Below are 17407 nucleotides of genomic sequence, written 5' to 3'. Positions count from 1 at the left end.
AGGTAAAGGCCGCCTGTAAGGCGGCCTTTATACTATAGCCGTGAATACCGGTTTAGTGTGATGAACGCTCTTCAGGCCATTCAGAGCATCGACAAATTCTTTCACTTTATCAGATGAACCCCTCAGTACCACTACCTCAAAACAGTGGTCATGGTCTATGTGTATGTGTGTCGAACACACTATTATGTCGTTGAAATCGTGTTGGAGTGAGGTAAGTTCCTGCGCTGTGTCGTGGGAGTGATGGTCGTAAACAAGGGTAACGGTGCCATAGACTTCTTTGGTGCCTTCCTCCCAGTAAGTTTCTGAGATGTAATTCCTAATCAATTGCCTAAGCACGTCCGATCTGCTGGTATGCCCTTTTTTCTCTATCCAACGATCAAATTCTTCCAACAAAGATTCCGGCAGCGATATGCTGAAGCGAGCTAACCGTTCCATCGTAATCCTCCTTTTGTTATGATTTTTATTTAGAGGTGATCTGATATGATTGAAAAATCTATTTCCATATCAATTATCCAATGTAAGGATAAATATGACAACCTGATGCAAATAAAAGACCGTATGGCTGAAATTTTGAACAGAGAAAACAGTGATGTCGATCTGATCCTAATGCCTGAGTTCCAGCTTGTGCCAGCATCGAAAACCGAAGAGATAGAAAGGGTGCTTTTAGCTTCCTTTAAAGGTTATGCAGAACGCTTAGGCTGTTGGATTGTTTGCGGGAGTATTCCATGCATATCTGACGAAGGTCTTACTCAGAGGACCTATGTTATAAACGATGCTGGTATAGTTGCTGGACATTATGATGAAATTCATTTAGGTCCCATAAATGTAAGGGAAGACAAATATGTTCATGGAAACAAGCCGTTTTTCTTCAATTTTGGAGATAGTAAAATTTCAGTAGCTACGGCAAATGACCTGTATTTTCCTGAATTTATTAGGTCAATGGCATTAGCTCAAGTCTCTGTAGTATGTTCTCCTGTATTTTGTCCTCTGGAAATGGCAGAAATCTTTTCCTCTATGTTGGTAACAAGAGCTTTCGAGAACGATATCTTAATCGTAAGAAGTGGAAATTTAGAAGGGATATCTGCCGTGAGTCCAAACGGGACAGTTCTTGCCAAGACAACGGCAGATTTTGAAGAGCAAATAAAACTAAAAATAGATATGACTAAATTGAAGAAAGCCTCGTGTTCCAGATACTTTCGTTACGTCAGGAAAGACCTTTATTTTTATTGACAGCTATAAATTTTGATCTAATCAGAAAAATCTAATTCCTCCCTGTACGGCTCCAAGAGGGAAGGATCGTCTAGGGCTGAGCAAACTTCTTCGAAGTTTGTAAAAGGTCTTTTTAAAAGAAGTCGTTTGGCTCTGGACCTTCCAATTCCTGGCAAAGCCTCATAAGTGGCAATGGAGCAACTGTTTACTCTGATAGGACAAGGTACTCCAGTCACAGATCGTCTTCCATGTTCCGTTATCAGCACTTGAGGTATAACATCTCCCTCTTTGATTCCTTCAGCTATTACTCCTACTAGCAAGGGATAGCTCCCCAGAGGACGACCATAGCATATATGTCCATTTATTTCCTCTATTTTGACGTCTTTTATTATTGTGCCTGTGGGGGCTACTCGCTTTAGGAAAACAGGATCAACTTCCTTCCTTACCCAATCCTTCCATTTATGGAACTCTCTTTCCTTTATCTTACTGGGATGATCTTTTATTATCTGAGAAAAATAAGTCCCCTCCAAACCCCCTATAACTTGACGGATATTGATCCTCCTTACAGCAAGGCCTTCATAGATAAGTTCTTCAAGGAACCTTTTGTTTATGTCCAATGACTCACGGTCTTCGCCAGGCAGCCCATAAAGAAAGTTGAGTCCAGGCAACAGAGCCGGTAATCCCTTAGGTCTTTTGGTGTGATTGCCTATTTGGTTGATCAACTGCACGGCAAAAAGAGCGCCTCTGTAATCAACTTTCAAATTATTTAGTTTAGCCACCTTCGGGTCTAAATTCTCAAGACCAAGGGAAAGAACGTCCCCTTCCGTGTTGTGAGTGGCTATTTTTTCGAGGGCTGAAGCTGCTTCATCTGGATAATTTACTATGCTCAAAGGGTTACAGTTATCGGTATGAAGGACCTCAAGATCTGGAGCCTCAGTTCTAATTGATAAATACAAGTCCTCTATTGCGTTGGGATTGGGCATTATCCCCTTATCATTCTTTGTTCCGCCAAAGGCCAATATATTTGCACATCTTCCAAGCCTGAAAGCTTTTACTCCTTGCTGGTAAAGAGCCTTTACTTCTTGGGAGATACTCTTTATTGGCCTTTCTTCATATTTTTTTATTGTGCCCTCAGAACAAAAGCTACAATGCCCTTTAAGTCTGTCGCAGCCTCTGGACAATTCTATTTCTGCTATGATCCAGGGATACCAAGGGTGCTTGATCACCACTTCAGCTCCCAAGCTGGCCCATAGAGAGAAATCATTATCGTATGTTCTTTTCCTACAGGGGTCTATTTCGTTTGTCTTCAAAAAGTGGCCCAGTACGGCCTCAATATCACCGTAGCAAAGGCAGTCCACACCATGCAAATCAAGCTTAATGGCCTTTGTGCCACCTTTTAGGCTGTATCCATGTAAGATTGGACCGCCCATGAAAAGGACACCTTTTCTTGGGATAGACAGGATACGTTTTATCTCGGATAAAGTTATAGGAGAGCCACCTCTGTAGCGCCCCGGTACGGTCATTCCGGCTACTATGACTATAATTTGGGATTCCTTTATGGCACTTTCATTATCTACTTTTCGCCAGGAATCCGCTGTTTCGTATCGAATATCAAAGTTGTAATAAGATAATACACCGTAGACATACCTAACGTACGGTGAGATATAAGGAGGCACTCCAAAACATGCTGGTTCGTCAACGTATCCATCCAATAATAAAGCTTTAGGTCTCATATCCTTCCCCCAATTTAAAAAACTTACACCTATGATAGAATATCACGTGTTACGTGTCGAACTAACTCTAAAGATAGGCATAAAAATATAAATAAAAGAGGTGTATTGATGCAATGTATAGGGATCCGGCACTTTTAGCCGATAAAATAAGTGAGTGGCTGGCCTTAAAGATAAAAGAGGCCAAAAAATCTGGAGGAATTGTGGGACTCAGTGGAGGAGTCGATTCAGCCGTTGTTGCAGCCTTACTGAGGAGAGTCTGCGGTAAAGATATGCTAGCTTTAATTTTGCCCTGTCAGAGCTTAGCTTCTGATATAGAAGATGCCAAGCTGGTTGCTGAGGTCCTTGATGTTCCATATCGTGAATTGGATCTTACATCGACATATGAAACCCTAATGAAAGAAGCAGAAGCCCTCGAAGGACCTTTTGAAAGGCTTCCTGCAGCCAATGTTAAACCACGGCTCAGGATGACAGCCCTATACTTGTTTGGGCAACAAAGAAATTTCCTTGTATGCGGAACTGGCAATAAGGCAGAGATAACCATGGGGTATTTTACTAAGTATGGAGATTCTGGAGTTGATGTGTTGCCACTAGGGGACTTACTCAAGGGGGAAGTTTTCAAGTTGGCAGAATATTTAGGTGTACCGGAGAAGATATATAAAAAACCCCCTTCTGCTGGACTGTGGGAAGGGCAGACCGATGAAGAAGAAATGGGAATAAGTTATCATATGCTAGATTTGTATCTCGCAGGCAAAGAGGTTCCACCTGACGTCGCAGAAAAAATAAGAAAAGCAAGTTTGCGAGCAGAACACAAACGGAAAACGCCACCTATCTGTAAGATAGGGTAATTAATTTTACTATGTAGAGGTGATAGATATGGCAGGTCATTCAAAATGGGCAAATATAAAACATAGAAAAGCTGCTCAAGATGCAAAGAAAGGCAGAGAATTTCAGAAACATATACGCGCCATTATGGTTGCGGCCAGAGAAGGAGGAGCAGACCCAGCTCTTAATATAAGACTTAAGGCGGCTTTAGAGAGAGCAAGAGCGGCAAATGTCCCAAATGACAATATCGAAAAAGCCATCAAGAAAGGCGTAGGAGATGTAGAGGGAGTCAAATACGAGGAAGTAATCTACGAGGGGTACGGCACCTCAGGTGTTGCTGTAATGGTAGAGACTCTAACAGACAACAGGAACAGGACAGCATCTGAGATGCGATATATTTTCAGCAGAAACGGCGGAACCCTGGGCGAGACCGGTTGCGTATCATGGTTGTTTGATAGAAAAGGAATAATCTACGTAAAAGGAGATAACCTTGACGAAGATGAACTTCTTATGACCTGCCTCGAAGCGGGGGCTGAGGACATGACTAAGGCGGAAGAAGGCTATGCCATCTCTACAGATCCCTCGTTGCTCTCAGAAGTAAGAGAAGCCCTTGAAAAGGCAGGTTATTTGGTCGTGAAGACCGAAATGGATATGATCCCCAAAACAACTGTGTCCATAAATTCTCCTGATGATGCAGCAAAAATTTTGAAATTGATGGACGCATTGGAGGATCATGATGACGTTCAAAAAGTATATGCAAACTTTGACATACCTGATGAAATATTAGAAGGAATGGCAGGATAATCAATTTATGTCATTGTGTTTGGGACTGGACCCGGGAATTGGCAGATTGGGATATGCTTTTGTAAGCAAAGAAGGCGATACGTTTAAGGCGGTAAACTTTGGCTGCATAGAAACGTCTCCGAAAAAAAACTTAACGGAGCGCCTTCTTGATGTGCATATTACATTGGGTAAGATGATTGAAGAAAACAAACCCGATCTTTTGGCGGTAGAAAAGCTTTTTTTTGGGAGGAATACCACAACAGCAGAGGTGGTATATCAGGTAAGAGGAATTATACTCTTGAACGCTGGATTGCAAAAAATTGGGGTCGTGGAGCCCAAACCAACCCAAATTAAAATGGCAATATGTGGTCATGGCCGTGCGACCAAGAGGCAGGTTCAGTTGATGGTTCAAAGAACCTTGGGACTGGCTAAGCCCCCGACCCCTGACGATGTTGCCGATGCTTTGGCTACAGCTATCGCAGGTCTTTTGTTACACGAGTTTGCCCAAAAAACAGGAGGACCTATTGATGCTCCGCTATCTTGAGGGTACAGTTTTTGAAAAAAAACAGGATACCATTGGACTGATGGTCGGTGGGTTTGGTTTCTTGATCCAATGCTCAAAGAAGGTCATGGAAACGACCATTTTAGGAGAGCAAAAAGGGCTTTACACTTATTTGCATGTAAGCGAAAACGGCTTCAGCCTTTTCGGTTTTCAAGATGAAGAGGAGCTTGAGGTGTTTCAGATGCTGATGAAAGTAAAAGGGGTTGGAGCCAAGTCAGCTATGTCATTTATGCGTTTCTTAAATCTGGAAGAAATTACACGTGCCATAGCTTTTTCAGAAATAGCCCTGTTGACGACCGTCCCTGGTGTGGGTAAAAAAACTGCAGAAAGAATATGCTTTGAGCTGAAGCAAAAAATGTTAAAACATGGAGACTCAAAACCAGACCTTGCCTTGGATGCTCATATAAGTAATGGCGTTACCGAAGCCATGATAACGCTGGGATTTTCTCCGGGCGAAGCTGTAAGAGCTATACGAGGAGCGCTGGAGAAAAAGGGCGGTTTTTCTTCAGAAGAAGAGCTGCTACAAGCAGCACTACAAGAAGTTCAGGTCCGCAAAACTTACAGTGATTAGGAGTTAAAAGTATGGGGAAAAACACTGAGAATCTTCTTACCCCTTCTGGCAAACCTGCGGAGGACGAATTAAAGCTACGTCCCAAATCTTTGGACGAATTCATAGGCCAAGAAAAGATAAAAGAAAAGCTGCTCATATATATAGAAGCAGCCAAAAATAGGGGAGAACCTTTGGATCACTGCCTTCTTTATGGACCTCCAGGGTTGGGCAAAACAACTATTGCAGGAATAATAGCCAATGAAATGAACGGCCAACTGAGGGTAACAACGGGACCAGCCCTGGAAAGGCCAGGAGACTTGGCGGCAATATTGACAAACCTGCAACCCAACGATGTATTGTTCATTGACGAGATACATAGGCTTCCTTCGGTAGTCGAAGAAATATTATACCCAGGTATGGAAGACTATCATCTGGACATAATTGTGGGTAAGGGGCCCATGGCAAGGAACATAAGGCTTAAGCTTCCTCCATTTACGCTCATCGGAGCCACCACTAGGTTGGGCTTGCTAACATCGCCGCTTCGCTCCAGATTTGGCATAGTGGAGCAGCTGACTTTATATAACCCAGAGGAGCTGGCTAAAATAGTAAGTAGAGGAGCAATGGTGCTTGGAGTGAAGGTAACCGAAGATGGGGCTTTGGTCATAGGGGAAAGATCCAGGGGAACCCCCAGGATTGCCCTACGACTTTTGAAAAGGGTAAGAGACGTGGCTCAGGTAAAGAATTGTTCCGTAATAGATGGTCCTCTTGCAGAAACAGCCCTTGAGATGCTGGGCGTAGATCACATGGGGCTAGATGAAAGCGACAGGAAATATCTTAAGGTTATGATTAGCCTATTCGGTGGAGGACCGGTAGGCCTCACCACTCTGTCCGCAGCACTTAACGAGGAACCACAGACCATAGAAGATATATATGAACCATTTCTTATCCAATTAGGATTAATTGAAAAAACCCCAAGGGGGCGCAAGGCGACCATAAAAAGTTATCGGTACTTGGGAATAGAGCCCAATGTACCTGCTTGGGAACAAGAACAATTGAACTTGGAGGAATAAACCCATTCTCGTAAAGGGGGGATGGTAATGTTTAGCAGCATAGGCAAGACGTTCTTGTTTTTGGGTGGGGTTCTTATCTTTTTAGGATTAGTCTTTATTTTGATTGGCAACGCTAATCTTCCTTTTGGGAAATTACCCGGTGACATAGTAATAAAAAAACCAAGGGTAGTGTTCATATTCCCAATAACCAGCATGCTCATACTAAGCATAATTTTAACACTACTTCTAAATCTTTTTACTAAATTTTTAAAATAATTTCAGGAGAATGAATAATATTATGAGAAAAGAGCCTAATCTTTTTAAAGTTTGCATTTTAAGTTTAGTGTTTGCCTTTATTGTGGGGTTGGTTGGCATAGAAACGGCATGGGCCACTGACACCTCCTTGAAGATTGGCCTAGCGACGAACCAAAGAACAGGGTATGTCTTTTCCAAGAGCATGCTTTATTTCAAAGACGCCTCTGGAAAAACCTTTAAGGCTTCAGGAAAGGTTCTTTTAAAGACCAACTCTCCTAAAAAAATATACGTAAATGGCAAGTCCGCTACTTTACCTCTAGCTATCACCAGTAAAACTCCGATATATTGGGGAAATCGCCCGTACAGAGGATGGCTTCAAATTTATCCTTCTTCTCAGGGATTCAACGTCATCAACGTGATAAGCGTGGAGCAATACCTTAGGGGAGTCCTCAAGATGGAGGTAAACCCCGCTTGGCAAATGGAAGCTTTAAAGGCCCAGGCTGTAGTGGCGAGGACCTATGCTTTGAGAAATAAAGGGAAACATAGCTCGCAGGGATTCGATCTCTGCGCATTGCCTCACTGCCAAGTCTACAGAGGAATAAACGCAGAAGATCCCAAACTAGATAGGGCAATAACCAGCACCAAGGGTTTGGTGCTCTATTACGGAAGTAAACTGGCAGTTACACCTTACCATTCTGACAGCGGAGGATACACTGCAAACGTCTGGGATGTTTGGAGTGGTAACATTCCTTACCTTAAAGCCCAAAAGGAACCCTTTTCGTACGTATCTCCTTATTCCAATTGGAGAGCAGTCATACCTTTGGGCGAACTTGAAAGCAAACTAAGGAAAAATGGTATCAACCTTGGGAAAATACAACGGATAACTATAGCAAAACGAGATGAAGGAGGAAGAGCAGTTTCCATACTGATTGAAGGAACCGGTGGAAGAAAAACAATTAAGGCCAGTAAATTTAGAATGATAGCTGGCAGCGACAAAATTAGAAGCACTAACTTCGAAATCAAAGGAGTAGGCAAAAATCGTTCCACCCCTACTGGGAGACTTTCAAATCAGCTTTCTGAAGAGGCTGTACTTAATGACCACGATGGGAAGCTATTGTCCTCCCTCGTCAAAGAAGGAGTTTTCTCTACAGAAGAACTAATGGACATGCTGGTACATCCTGAAAGGAAACCCCACTATCTCAGAGTAGCTCTTCAAAGACAAAGTGGGACAAAATCAAAGACATCTTATTATTTTGCTTCGAGCAATGGCAACGCTTTGGTCTTGGAAGGCAGAGGTTGGGGGCACGGCGTTGGAATGTCTCAGTGGGGAGCTAAATCCATGGCTGAACACGGTTGGGACTTCAAAAAAATACTCATGTACTATTATCCTGGAACCAAACTGAAGAAAATATATTGATATTTCTTCGCGAAAGCATATAACAAGTGAGGTTATTAAAGAATATGGACATTAGTAATTGCAACTTATACGATCTTTCAAAATATGATTATCACTTGCCGGAAGAACTCATAGCACAAAGTCCCGCTGAACCTCGAGATTCTTCTCGCCTGCTCGTTCTTCATCGCAATAGTGGAGAAATAAACCATGCCGTGTTTCGAGATCTACCTTCGTACCTGAGAAAAGGAGATGTCATTGTTTTAAACAATACAAAAGTAATGGCCGCAAGGCTTTTTGGCAAGAAAGAAGGAGGAACAGCAGAGATAGAGGTGCTACTTCTTTGCCCTTTGAGTCATGATAACTTGGCCTGGGAGGCTCTGGTAAGACCGGGCAAGAGGGTAAAACCAGGACGCAAGGTTGTTTTTCCAGGGGGAGAGAAGATTGAAATCGCAGAATCCCTGCCTTCGGGGACACGAAGAGTCCTATTTGAGCAGGGAACGGACCCTTTCAAAATGATGGAAACATATGGCAGGGTCCCTCTTCCTCCATACATACGCTCTACAGATGCTGAGCCTGACCGCTACCAAACGATCTTTGCAGAAAGATTGGGCTCTGCTGCAGCTCCTACTGCGGGGCTGCACTTCACTCCCAAATTGCTTGATGAATTGGAGAGAAAGGGTGTGAAGATAGCACATGTAACTCTCCATGTAGGTATTGGAACGTTCAAGCCCATTGCAGCAAAGGATGTGCGCCAGCACAAGATGCATGCTGAATTTTGTTCTCTTCCAGACGAAACAGCTAAATTGATAAATGAAACAAAGCGCAAAGGAGGTAAAATCGTAGCTGTAGGAACTACAGTGGTAAGAACCCTAGAAACCATGGTGGACGATATGGGAGCCGCTATTTCAGGCAGTGGTTGGACTCAAAAATTCATATATCCAGGATATACTTTTCGTATCATAGATGCGCTAATAACCAACTTTCACCTTCCCAAAAGCACGTTGATGCTTTTAGTATCTGCTTTCGCAGGTTACGAAAATATAATGAATGCTTATCAGGAGGCCATAAAGCTGAGATATAGGTTTTATTCCTTCGGAGATGCCATGCTCATCATTTGAAGAGTATGAATTCGTCCTCTATCTTGCTTTTAAGTAGCATTTTGCTCTCTTCACTGAGGTTTAGGCCTAGGTTTTCTGTTTCAATGTAAACCCCTATACCCGGCCTTGAATCCACTTTAAACATGCCGCTTTCTTTTATTTCTTTCAACGCCCTGTATGCAGTCCTATCCGATATACCTACCATCGATGCAATTTCGTTGAAACAGCACCTACTTTCGCCCCACACCGCTTTTTTCAACACATAGCCAAGCAGGAGCAACCTTGCACCAACAGAAAGAGGTAGAGTAACCACGTTCACGACAGCTGTGAAGGTTTTCTCATTGAATCCCGTCGAAAACAATCCCATAATACTTATATCGTCAGGGTTGTTACTCTGTGGGGGCAAGGATGATGCATTCTTTTTCAGTAGGGCATCTAAGGCCTCTTCCAGACTGTCTAACGCTTTAATAACACTCAACTCACCTTTTGTGGTTTCTTCTTTGAACAAGTTCTATCTCACCTCTTTTGTCTGGGTCTTAGCAAAAAGGCGACTATCTCTTAGCTTATATATTAGCAGAATAAAGAAAAAACTCATAATTTTATATAATATATATAGGGCAAAAGCAAAAAGGAGGGATTAAAATGTGGGATTGGGCAGCTCTCATGCCGCATGCTCCTATACTTCATAAAGAAATTGCAGGACCAATGTTGGGAAGATGTTTGTCAACTGTGGAAGGTATCAAAAAATTAGTTTCCCAAATAGATGTTGATTCGACCTCATACATTTTCTTGGTAGATCCTCATGCTTATTACTACAAGTTAGGCTATCTTGCCGTTGAGTTAGCACAAAAATATGAAGGCTCTCTTGCAAATTTTGGTGCTCCTGAACTTAAGGTAGAAATGGAAGGTCCTGGCGGGGAAGGGGAAAGTATTCTGAATCATATAAAAAAACACATTTCTGTTTCCGTACACAGTAAAGAAATCTACCCTCTAGATCATGGAGCTGTGGTACCTCTCGTCTTTTTGAATAATAACCGCAAGAAATTACCAAGACTTATATTGGTAAATCCTATAGGACTTTCTCTGGCTGACTCTTATTCCTTAGGGAAAATATTAAGAAGTTACATATCCAATGAGAGATGGGGTCTTTTGGCAAGTGGCGATCTCTCTCACACATTGACTCCTGACGCACCAGCAGGATACACGAAAGAAGGAGCGATCCTTGACCGCGCAGTGGTTTCATCCTTGAAAAACTCTTCTCCAGAACCTATTTTTAGCCTCAATGAGAGGGTAATCGTTAACGCCGGGGAATGTGGCCTGAGATCCGTGCTGATTATGTTGGGGCTAATCTCGGGGGAGCAGGTTGAAGTGCTCTCTTATGAAGGCCCATTTGGTGTGGGGTACTGCACGGCCTTGTGGAAAAGGAGCTCATGTGATAAGGAGGGATACTAAATGACGACCTTCAATCCTTTTACTTTTTTAGCGCGAAGGTCTATCGAAGCGTGGTTGATCAACAGAGAGAAAATAGACGTAAAAGCCTTTCCGCTAGAGGAATGGGATGAAAGCCTCCTGAGGCCAAGTGGATGTTTTGTTTCTCTTAAGAAAAAAGATGGTTCCCTTAGGGGCTGTATTGGGACTATATCACCTGTTTATGATTGTCTAGCAGACGAAATAGCTGCTAATGCCCGTTCAGCCGCAACGTCGGACCCCAGATTTTTGCCTATGAACAAAGATGAGCTACCTGAAATAGTAGTATCAGTTGATGTTCTTTCCCCATTGGAAAGGATCCACTCACTGGACATGCTTAACCCCAAGAAATACGGAATAGTGATAAGCAAAGGATTTTCCAAGGGAGTACTGCTGCCAGACCTGCCTGGAGTTAATACCGTAGAGGATCAGATAAAAATCGCCATGATGAAAGCAGGAATCGCATCGCTGGAAGGAGCCACAATTGAAAGGTTTACTGTGAGGAGGTACTCTGAGAGCCAAGAATAAGGGGGGTCCAAAGTGGATACATTGCATGATGCCATGTGGTGGCGTAAAGAAGATCAAATAGTAATATGCGAACTTTGTCCTCATTTCTGCAACATTCCTGAAGGCAAAAGGGGATTTTGCGGTGTTAGATTTAACTATGGCTCTTCTCTTAAAACTTTGAACTTTGGTAAGGCAAGCAGCGTAGCAATAGATCCAATAGAGAAAAAACCTCTGTACCATTGGTTCCCAGGAAGTCGCATATTGTCTTTTGGAACTGTGGGTTGCAATCTCAATTGTCCATTTTGTCAAAACTGGCCCATCGCGAGATGGGCAGACTCTGTGGATTTGATAGAGATTACCCCTCAAAAGATAGTGGAGTTGGTGAAGAAAAACGGCCTAAAAAGCGTTGCTTTCACATATAACGAACCATTTGTATGGTTTGAATTTGTATTAAAGTCAGCCCAAGTTTTGAGAAAAGAGAACATCCATGTTGTATTAGTCACAAATGGCTACATTAACGCCCCCCCTTTAAGGGAGTTGTTACCTTATATCAGTGCAATGAACATAGACCTCAAGGGCTTTTCTGAAAAAGTTTATTCCATTCTACATGGCTCACTAGAACCAGTAAAACGCACCATAGAGACATCTGTCGAGGCTGGTGTACATGTTGAAATAACTCACCTTTTAGTGCCAGGCATAAACGACTCTACAGAACAGTTTGTTTCAATGATTGACTGGCTTTCAAGTATATCTGCCAACATACCTTTTCATTTAAGCAGGTACTTTCCAAACTATAAATGGCATAAAGAACCAACTCCTCTAGACAAGATGAAGGAATACGCAGACTTGGCTAGAGAGAAACTCAAATTTGTCTACCTGGGCAACATCTTAGAAGGAAACGACACCTTTTGCCCTAAATGTAACGCTTTGATAATAAAAAGAACAGGGTATCATATAGAAATATTCAACTTAAAAAAAGATGGAAGATGTGGTCTATGCAATACCCGTACGGGTATTGTCACGAACTGATTTTACATATATGCTCTATATACAGCACTTAAAACTTTACGTTCCTTTATGCACATTACCGTTAATGAGGGGAGTTGATTTAGTTGGAATTTTTAAAACTAAACGGGCACTCACTTAAAATTTCCGACGTCGTAGACGTGGCAAGGAAGGGCAAAAAGGTCGTCTTAGATGATGCCGCCGTTGCATTTGTGGAACGGGGAGCCCAAATGGTAGAGTCCTGGGTAGCGGAGGGTAAATCCATATACGGCATAACAACAGGATTTGGCGATTTGGCTTCTACCATGATCCCCCCAGAGAAGAGCAGACAGTTACAAGAAAACCTTCTCAAAAGCCATGCATGTGGAGTAGGGAACCCATTTCCAGAAGATGTAACCAGAGCAATAATGCTATTGCGTATAAATACGCTCATAAGAGGGTTTTCAGGAATATCCCTTAAAACATTGAACCAACTTGTTGCCTTCCTGAATGAAGGCATTCACCCGTTGATCCCTGAACAAGGATCAGTTGGAGCAAGTGGAGACCTCTGTCCTTTATCGCACCTTGCAGCCGCCTTACTGGGGATAGGTGAGGTAATGTATAAAGGCAGACGTATGCCAGCTCTTAAAGCAATGGAGGAAGCAGGACTAAAACCCATAAATTTAGGACCTAAAGAAGGTTTGGCCCTGAACAATGGAACTACGGCCATGGCTGGCATAGCGACCTTGGCTTTACACGATGCCTTTACGGTAGTCAAAACTGCCGATATAGCAGCAGCCCTTTCATTAGAGGCTTTGACAGGGGTGCCATACGCATTCGATCCAAGAACTCACGAATTGAGGCCTCATGAAGGGCAGAAGAGAGTCGCCCAAAACATCAGGGCCCTTATCCAAGATAGCGAAATCATAGAAAAGCACAAACATGCCAGGGTTCAGGATGCTTACTCTCTACGTTGTGTTCCCCAGGTACACGGCGCTAGCAGAGATACCCTGGATTTTATAGCCCAGAAGATGCAGATAGAAATAAACTCCGTAACAGATAATCCTCTTATTTTCCCAGCAGACGGGGAAGCAATAAGTGGCGGCAACTTCCACGGTCAGCCCGTGGCTTTGTCAATGGACTTTTTCGGTATAGCTATGGCTGAAATAGGAAACATTTCAGAACGCAGGATAGCCCGGATGGTGGATCACAAGCTTTCCTATGGGTTGCCACCGTTCCTCGTCAAAAACAGTGGAGTAAACAGTGGGTTTATGATACCTCAATACGTAGCAGCTGCTTTGGTCTCAGAAAACAAGGTTCTGGCACATCCGTCTTCGGTCGATTCTATTCCCACCTCGGCAAACCAGGAAGATCACGTATCCATGGGAATGTATGCAGCTCGCAAAGCTAGAACCATCCTGGAAAATGTCAAAAAAGTGTTGGCGATAGAACTTTTGACTGCAGCTCAAGGAGTAGACTTCAGAAAGCCCTTGAAGTTGGGCAAAGGTACTTCAGCTGCTTATGAGGTCATAAGAGCAAGGGTTCCATTCATGGAGGAGGACGAGTTTCTGCATCCCTACATACAGGAAATGGTACAGCTGGTCGACGAAGGGACGATTGTAATTGCCGTCGAGAATGCCATAGGCAAGCTTGCCTAGAACCTAGGGGCAGGATATTATATAACAAAGTACACACTTAAAAATAAAACATGGGGGGATAGCTAAGTGGACCTCTTTATAGAACAGCTGATGAACGGACTCGCTATTGGGGCCATATACGCGCTAATCACTTCAGGGCTGTCGTTGATTTATGGAATACTTAGAATTCTTCATGTAGCCCACGCAGGGGTTTACACTATCGGAGCATACGTTGGTCTGACGGTTTATTCCTTATCAGGGAGCTTAGTGATTGCCATTTTGGCATCTATGGCAGTCTGTTCCATAGTGGGCATCTTGATAGAAAGAGTAGTGTATTCTCCACTGCTTAAATTCCCCCCTTACGTCCCCCTAATAGCCAGTATAGCTCTCCTTTTAGGAGTGGAAGAGGTGATGCGTCTAATCGCAGGCCCTCAAATACATGGATTCCCTGTTTCCATTCCCTTACCAACGATAACCATGGGTAACGTTTCTCTATCTCCAACGCTCTTGATGGTATATATTGTCTCGATTGTCATCTTTTTCATCTTATGGTTTATTACCTCAAAGACAGACCTGGGCTTGGCTATGAGAGCAGTGTCGCAAGACATGTCCATAGCAAGTGCTATGGGAATAAACAGCACGCAGATAGTTAGATTGACTTTTGCTATTGGCTCGAGCATTGCCGCTATCGCTGGAATACTTGTGGGAATATATTTCAATCAAGTTTACCCTACAATGGGAGCAGTACCAGCTTACAAAACCCTTGCATTGATAGTGGTTGGAGGACTAGGTTCTGTACCGGGCGCTATACTTGCTTCTCTTTTGCTTGGTATAGCTGAAACCTTGTTGATTGGATACGCAAATATACCATTCCCTAGAGATGCTATCGCGTTCGTAGCCATGATACTGGTCCTTATGGTAAGACCGCAAGGACTCCTTGGAAATGTAAGAAAAAAGATATAACGCGCAGGGAGGTCATCATGGACAGCTATATTATAACCATCGGTATCTTCATAGCTATTAACAGCATCGTTGTGTCGGGGTTGAACATAATTGTTGGTTTTGCTGGACAAATTTCCTTAGGGCATGCGGCTTTCTTCGGAATAGGAGCCTATACCGCAGCGATACTTGCCACTAAGGCAGGAATGTCTTTTTGGTTAAGCTTGCCCATAGTGATAATAATAACAGGGACCATAGGATTATTGATGGGACTTCCTAGTCTGCGCGTAAAGGAAGATTTCTTGGCCATAACCACTATAGGTATCAACTTTATTGTCGAAGCCTTTTTCATGTACGTGCCCTTCTTTGGAGGCGCTCTAGGGATAGGTGGCATTCCTAGAGTAGAGCTCTTGGGAAAGCCGCTACATGGCTTTTCCTTTTTGGTATTATGCCTATCGTTCCTACTGGTGGTTTTGTTGGTAAGCTGGTGGTTTACCAAAGCATGGTGCGGTCTGGCCTGCTTTACATTGAGAGACGATGAGGTAGCTGCTTCCACAATTGGTGTATCACCGATCAAGTTCAAGCTTCTAGCTTTCGTAATAGGTACGGCAATGGCGGGAGTAGGAGGGGCCCTGTACGCCCACTATATGAGGTTTATAAGTGCTTCAGATTTTGGTTTTCCTGTGTCCGTCATGATGTTGTCCATGCTTGTTGTAGGAGGTATGGGCACGGTATGGGGGCCAATTCTTGGCGCGGCAATCTTAGGTCTACTGCCTGAAATATTTAGACCGCTAATCGATTACAGAATGCTCTTGTACGCAGCGCTGCTTCTTTTGGTCATTCGCCTACAACCAGGTGGCATTCTTGGGGATAATGGATTCGTTAAAACCAGGCTCAGAATTTTTTCCCGAGGTGGTAAAAAATGAGTGGAAGTGAACTTTTGCGTCTAGAAAACGTCTCAAAGCAATTCGGGGGATTGCACGCGGTAGAAGACGTTTCTTTCTCCCTCAACCGGAACGAAATCCTCGGGCTGATAGGCCCCAACGGGGCAGGCAAGACTACGTGCTTCAACATGATCTCAGGTGCCCTGAAACCCACCGCGGGAAAGATTTTCTTCAAGGGAACGCGAATAGATGGTCTTCCCATATATAAAATTGCTTCTATGGGGATAGGAAGAACCTTCCAAATAGTAAGGCCCTTTTACTCGTTGTCAGTTCTGCAAAACATAGAGGCTGCTTTGGGCATGAAAAAGTATCAATCAAAGTTCCAGTACTGGCAGAAGTGGGATACTCACCACACTAGGCAAAAAGCATTGGAAATACTCGAAAAAGTCGGACTGGCTGATATGGCCGACTACAGGGCGGGCCTTCTACCATTAGGCAACCTGAGACGTCTTGAAATAGCAAGAGCCTTAGCTTTGAACCCTGAAGTTCTTCTGTTGGACGAATCCTTCTCAGGTCTCAGGCAAGAGGAGATAAACAAGCTTTCAGATTTGATACTCAAGATCAAGGAATCTGGCGTGGGTATTTTGTTGATTGAGCACAATATGCGAGTTGCAATGGGGCTATCAGATAGAATGGTAGTTTTGGACCATGGAAGAATGATTGCTTCTGGAAGCCCCGACTCGATAAAGAATGACCCCAAAGTCATCGAAGCTTACCTGGGTAAAGGAGAGAAAAAACATGCCGCTTCTTGAAGTCGAAAACTTACATATTGCCTATAAAGAAATAGAAGCCGTTAAGGGTGTGTCCTTCCATATTTCTGAGGGAGAGTTAGTTTCGATAGTTGGAGCTAACGGGGCGGGTAAAACTTCGATCTTGAACGCCATAATGGGTCTGGTCTCTCCTAAAGAGGGTAAAATAAAATATAAAGGCAATGATATTACAGGCACTGCTGCCCATGAGAGAGCCAAGATGGGCATTAGGATAGTCCCAGAGAAGGCTAGGCTCTTTCCACAGCTTACGGTATGGGAAAATTTGATGACCGGTATATATGGCATTAAAAAACAAGTTCCTTTACAGGAGCGGTTGGATTGGATATATGAACTGTTCCCAATCTTGAAAGAAAGAGAAAAACAAGCAGCGGTCACCCTTTCTGGTGGGGAGCAGCAGCAGGTTGCTATTGCGAGGGCTTTGATCTCCGACCCAGATCTTTTATTGGTAGACGAAATCTCCATGGGGCTCATGCCCATTTTGGTAGATAGAGTCTTTGAGGTTCTGCAAGAACTCAACAGGAAACACGGGAAGACGGTGCTTTTGGTGGAGCAAAATGCTTTGGCTTCTTTGGAGATATCTACTAGAGCATACGTGCTCGAGACAGGAGAGATTACTTTTAGCGGAACTGCAGAAGAGGTTGCAAGCGACCCACGAATCCATGAGGCTTATCTGGGAGGATAAGCAGGAATATAAAACAGGTTA

20 protein-coding genes are annotated in these 17407 nt (G+C 43.4%); 17 read left to right on the top strand and 3 right to left on the bottom strand.

Annotated elements, in window-relative coordinates:
• Positions 1 to 27: 27 nt before the first annotated feature.
• Entirely contained in the window at positions 28 to 435 is a 408-nt protein-coding gene (nikR, locus tag V7Z69_RS00940) for a nickel-responsive transcriptional regulator NikR (RefSeq protein ID WP_014163190.1), read from the bottom strand.
• A gap of 45 nt (positions 436 to 480) precedes the next feature.
• Here nikR and V7Z69_RS00935 point away from each other — a divergent pair, with 45 nt between their 5' ends.
• The gene (locus V7Z69_RS00935; protein WP_334138141.1) at positions 481 to 1230 is read left to right on the top strand and encodes a nitrilase-related carbon-nitrogen hydrolase; all 750 of its coding nucleotides are present in this window, start codon (positions 481 to 483) and stop codon (positions 1228 to 1230) included.
• A 17-nt stretch (positions 1231 to 1247) separates the two neighbouring features.
• Here the strand turns inward: V7Z69_RS00935 and V7Z69_RS00930 are convergent, their stop codons facing one another.
• Positions 1248 to 2942: a radical SAM protein gene (locus V7Z69_RS00930; RefSeq protein WP_014163188.1), complete on the bottom strand. Its 1695-nt coding sequence runs from the start codon at positions 2940 to 2942 to the stop codon at positions 1248 to 1250.
• A 113-nt stretch (positions 2943 to 3055) separates the two neighbouring features.
• Here V7Z69_RS00930 and nadE point away from each other — a divergent pair, with 113 nt between their 5' ends.
• From nadE to queA, 8 genes are read left to right on the top strand one after another with little or no spacing between them, the layout of a single operon-like run.
• The gene (nadE, locus tag V7Z69_RS00925; protein ID WP_014163187.1) at positions 3056 to 3787 is read left to right on the top strand and encodes an NAD(+) synthase; all 732 of its coding nucleotides are present in this window, start codon (positions 3056 to 3058) and stop codon (positions 3785 to 3787) included.
• A gap of 28 nt (positions 3788 to 3815) precedes the next feature.
• Complete coding sequence (locus V7Z69_RS00920; RefSeq protein ID WP_014163186.1) at positions 3816 to 4568, top strand: YebC/PmpR family DNA-binding transcriptional regulator; 753 nt, start codon at positions 3816 to 3818, stop codon at positions 4566 to 4568.
• Between the two features lie 7 nt (positions 4569 to 4575).
• Entirely contained in the window at positions 4576 to 5091 is a 516-nt protein-coding gene (gene ruvC / locus V7Z69_RS00915) for a crossover junction endodeoxyribonuclease RuvC (protein WP_014163185.1), read from the top strand.
• Positions 5075 to 5680 (top strand): Holliday junction branch migration protein RuvA, encoded by a 606-nt coding sequence (gene ruvA, locus V7Z69_RS00910; protein WP_334138140.1) that lies wholly within the window; start codon positions 5075 to 5077, stop codon positions 5678 to 5680. The genes ruvC and ruvA overlap by 17 nt, the downstream gene beginning before the upstream one ends.
• An 11-nt stretch (positions 5681 to 5691) precedes the next feature.
• Positions 5692 to 6729: a Holliday junction branch migration DNA helicase RuvB gene (gene ruvB, locus V7Z69_RS00905; RefSeq protein WP_334138139.1), complete on the top strand. Its 1038-nt coding sequence runs from the start codon at positions 5692 to 5694 to the stop codon at positions 6727 to 6729.
• Positions 6730 to 6756: 27 nt separating this feature from the next.
• Entirely contained in the window at positions 6757 to 6984 is a 228-nt protein-coding gene (locus tag V7Z69_RS00900; protein ID WP_014163182.1) for a DUF2905 domain-containing protein, read from the top strand.
• A gap of 22 nt (positions 6985 to 7006) precedes the next feature.
• Positions 7007 to 8380 (top strand): SpoIID/LytB domain-containing protein, encoded by a 1374-nt coding sequence (locus V7Z69_RS00895; protein ID WP_334138138.1) that lies wholly within the window; start codon positions 7007 to 7009, stop codon positions 8378 to 8380.
• A gap of 44 nt (positions 8381 to 8424) precedes the next feature.
• Positions 8425 to 9477 (top strand): tRNA preQ1(34) S-adenosylmethionine ribosyltransferase-isomerase QueA, encoded by a 1053-nt coding sequence (gene queA / locus V7Z69_RS00890; RefSeq protein ID WP_334138137.1) that lies wholly within the window; start codon positions 8425 to 8427, stop codon positions 9475 to 9477.
• Here the strand turns inward: queA and V7Z69_RS00885 are convergent.
• Positions 9470 to 9964, bottom strand: a complete 495-nt coding sequence (locus V7Z69_RS00885; RefSeq protein ID WP_014163179.1) for an HTH domain-containing protein — start codon at positions 9962 to 9964, stop codon at positions 9470 to 9472. The two genes, queA and V7Z69_RS00885, sit on opposite strands and share 8 nt — an antisense overlap.
• Before the next feature lie 134 nt (positions 9965 to 10098).
• Here V7Z69_RS00885 and V7Z69_RS00880 point away from each other — a divergent pair, with 134 nt between their 5' ends.
• From V7Z69_RS00880 to V7Z69_RS00845, 8 genes are all read left to right on the top strand, one after another.
• Complete coding sequence (locus tag V7Z69_RS00880; protein WP_334138136.1) at positions 10099 to 10908, top strand: class III extradiol dioxygenase subunit B-like domain-containing protein; 810 nt, start codon at positions 10099 to 10101, stop codon at positions 10906 to 10908.
• On the top strand, positions 10909 to 11451 hold the full coding sequence (gene amrA, locus V7Z69_RS00875; RefSeq protein WP_014163177.1) for an AmmeMemoRadiSam system protein A: 543 nt from the start codon (positions 10909 to 10911) through the stop codon (positions 11449 to 11451). It abuts the gene before it with no gap.
• 12 nt (positions 11452 to 11463) lie between these two features.
• Complete coding sequence (amrS, locus tag V7Z69_RS00870) at positions 11464 to 12459, top strand: AmmeMemoRadiSam system radical SAM enzyme (protein WP_334138134.1); 996 nt, start codon at positions 11464 to 11466, stop codon at positions 12457 to 12459.
• An 83-nt stretch (positions 12460 to 12542) separates the two neighbouring features.
• A complete protein-coding gene (gene hutH / locus V7Z69_RS00865) occupies positions 12543 to 14072 on the top strand; it encodes a histidine ammonia-lyase (protein WP_014163175.1) in 1530 nt (509 codons plus the stop codon).
• A gap of 66 nt (positions 14073 to 14138) precedes the next feature.
• Complete coding sequence (locus V7Z69_RS00860; RefSeq protein WP_014163174.1) at positions 14139 to 15014, top strand: branched-chain amino acid ABC transporter permease; 876 nt, start codon at positions 14139 to 14141, stop codon at positions 15012 to 15014.
• Between the two features lie 17 nt (positions 15015 to 15031).
• Positions 15032 to 15916 (top strand): branched-chain amino acid ABC transporter permease, encoded by an 885-nt coding sequence (locus tag V7Z69_RS00855; RefSeq protein ID WP_014163173.1) that lies wholly within the window; start codon positions 15032 to 15034, stop codon positions 15914 to 15916.
• A complete protein-coding gene (locus tag V7Z69_RS00850) occupies positions 15913 to 16686 on the top strand; it encodes an ABC transporter ATP-binding protein (RefSeq protein WP_014163172.1) in 774 nt (257 codons plus the stop codon). Before V7Z69_RS00855 ends, V7Z69_RS00850 begins: the two co-directional genes overlap by 4 nt.
• Positions 16673 to 17386 (top strand): ABC transporter ATP-binding protein, encoded by a 714-nt coding sequence (locus V7Z69_RS00845; protein WP_014163171.1) that lies wholly within the window; start codon positions 16673 to 16675, stop codon positions 17384 to 17386. Before V7Z69_RS00850 ends, V7Z69_RS00845 begins: the two co-directional genes overlap by 14 nt.
• Positions 17387 to 17407 lie beyond the last annotated feature (21 nt).

It is taken from the genome of Thermovirga lienii (assembly GCF_036847465.1).
Taxonomy (GTDB): domain Bacteria; phylum Synergistota; class Synergistia; order Synergistales; family Thermovirgaceae; genus Thermovirga; species Thermovirga lienii.
The sequence above is the reverse complement of the archived record's forward strand: the minus strand, read 5'-3'. Positions and strand labels throughout refer to the sequence as shown.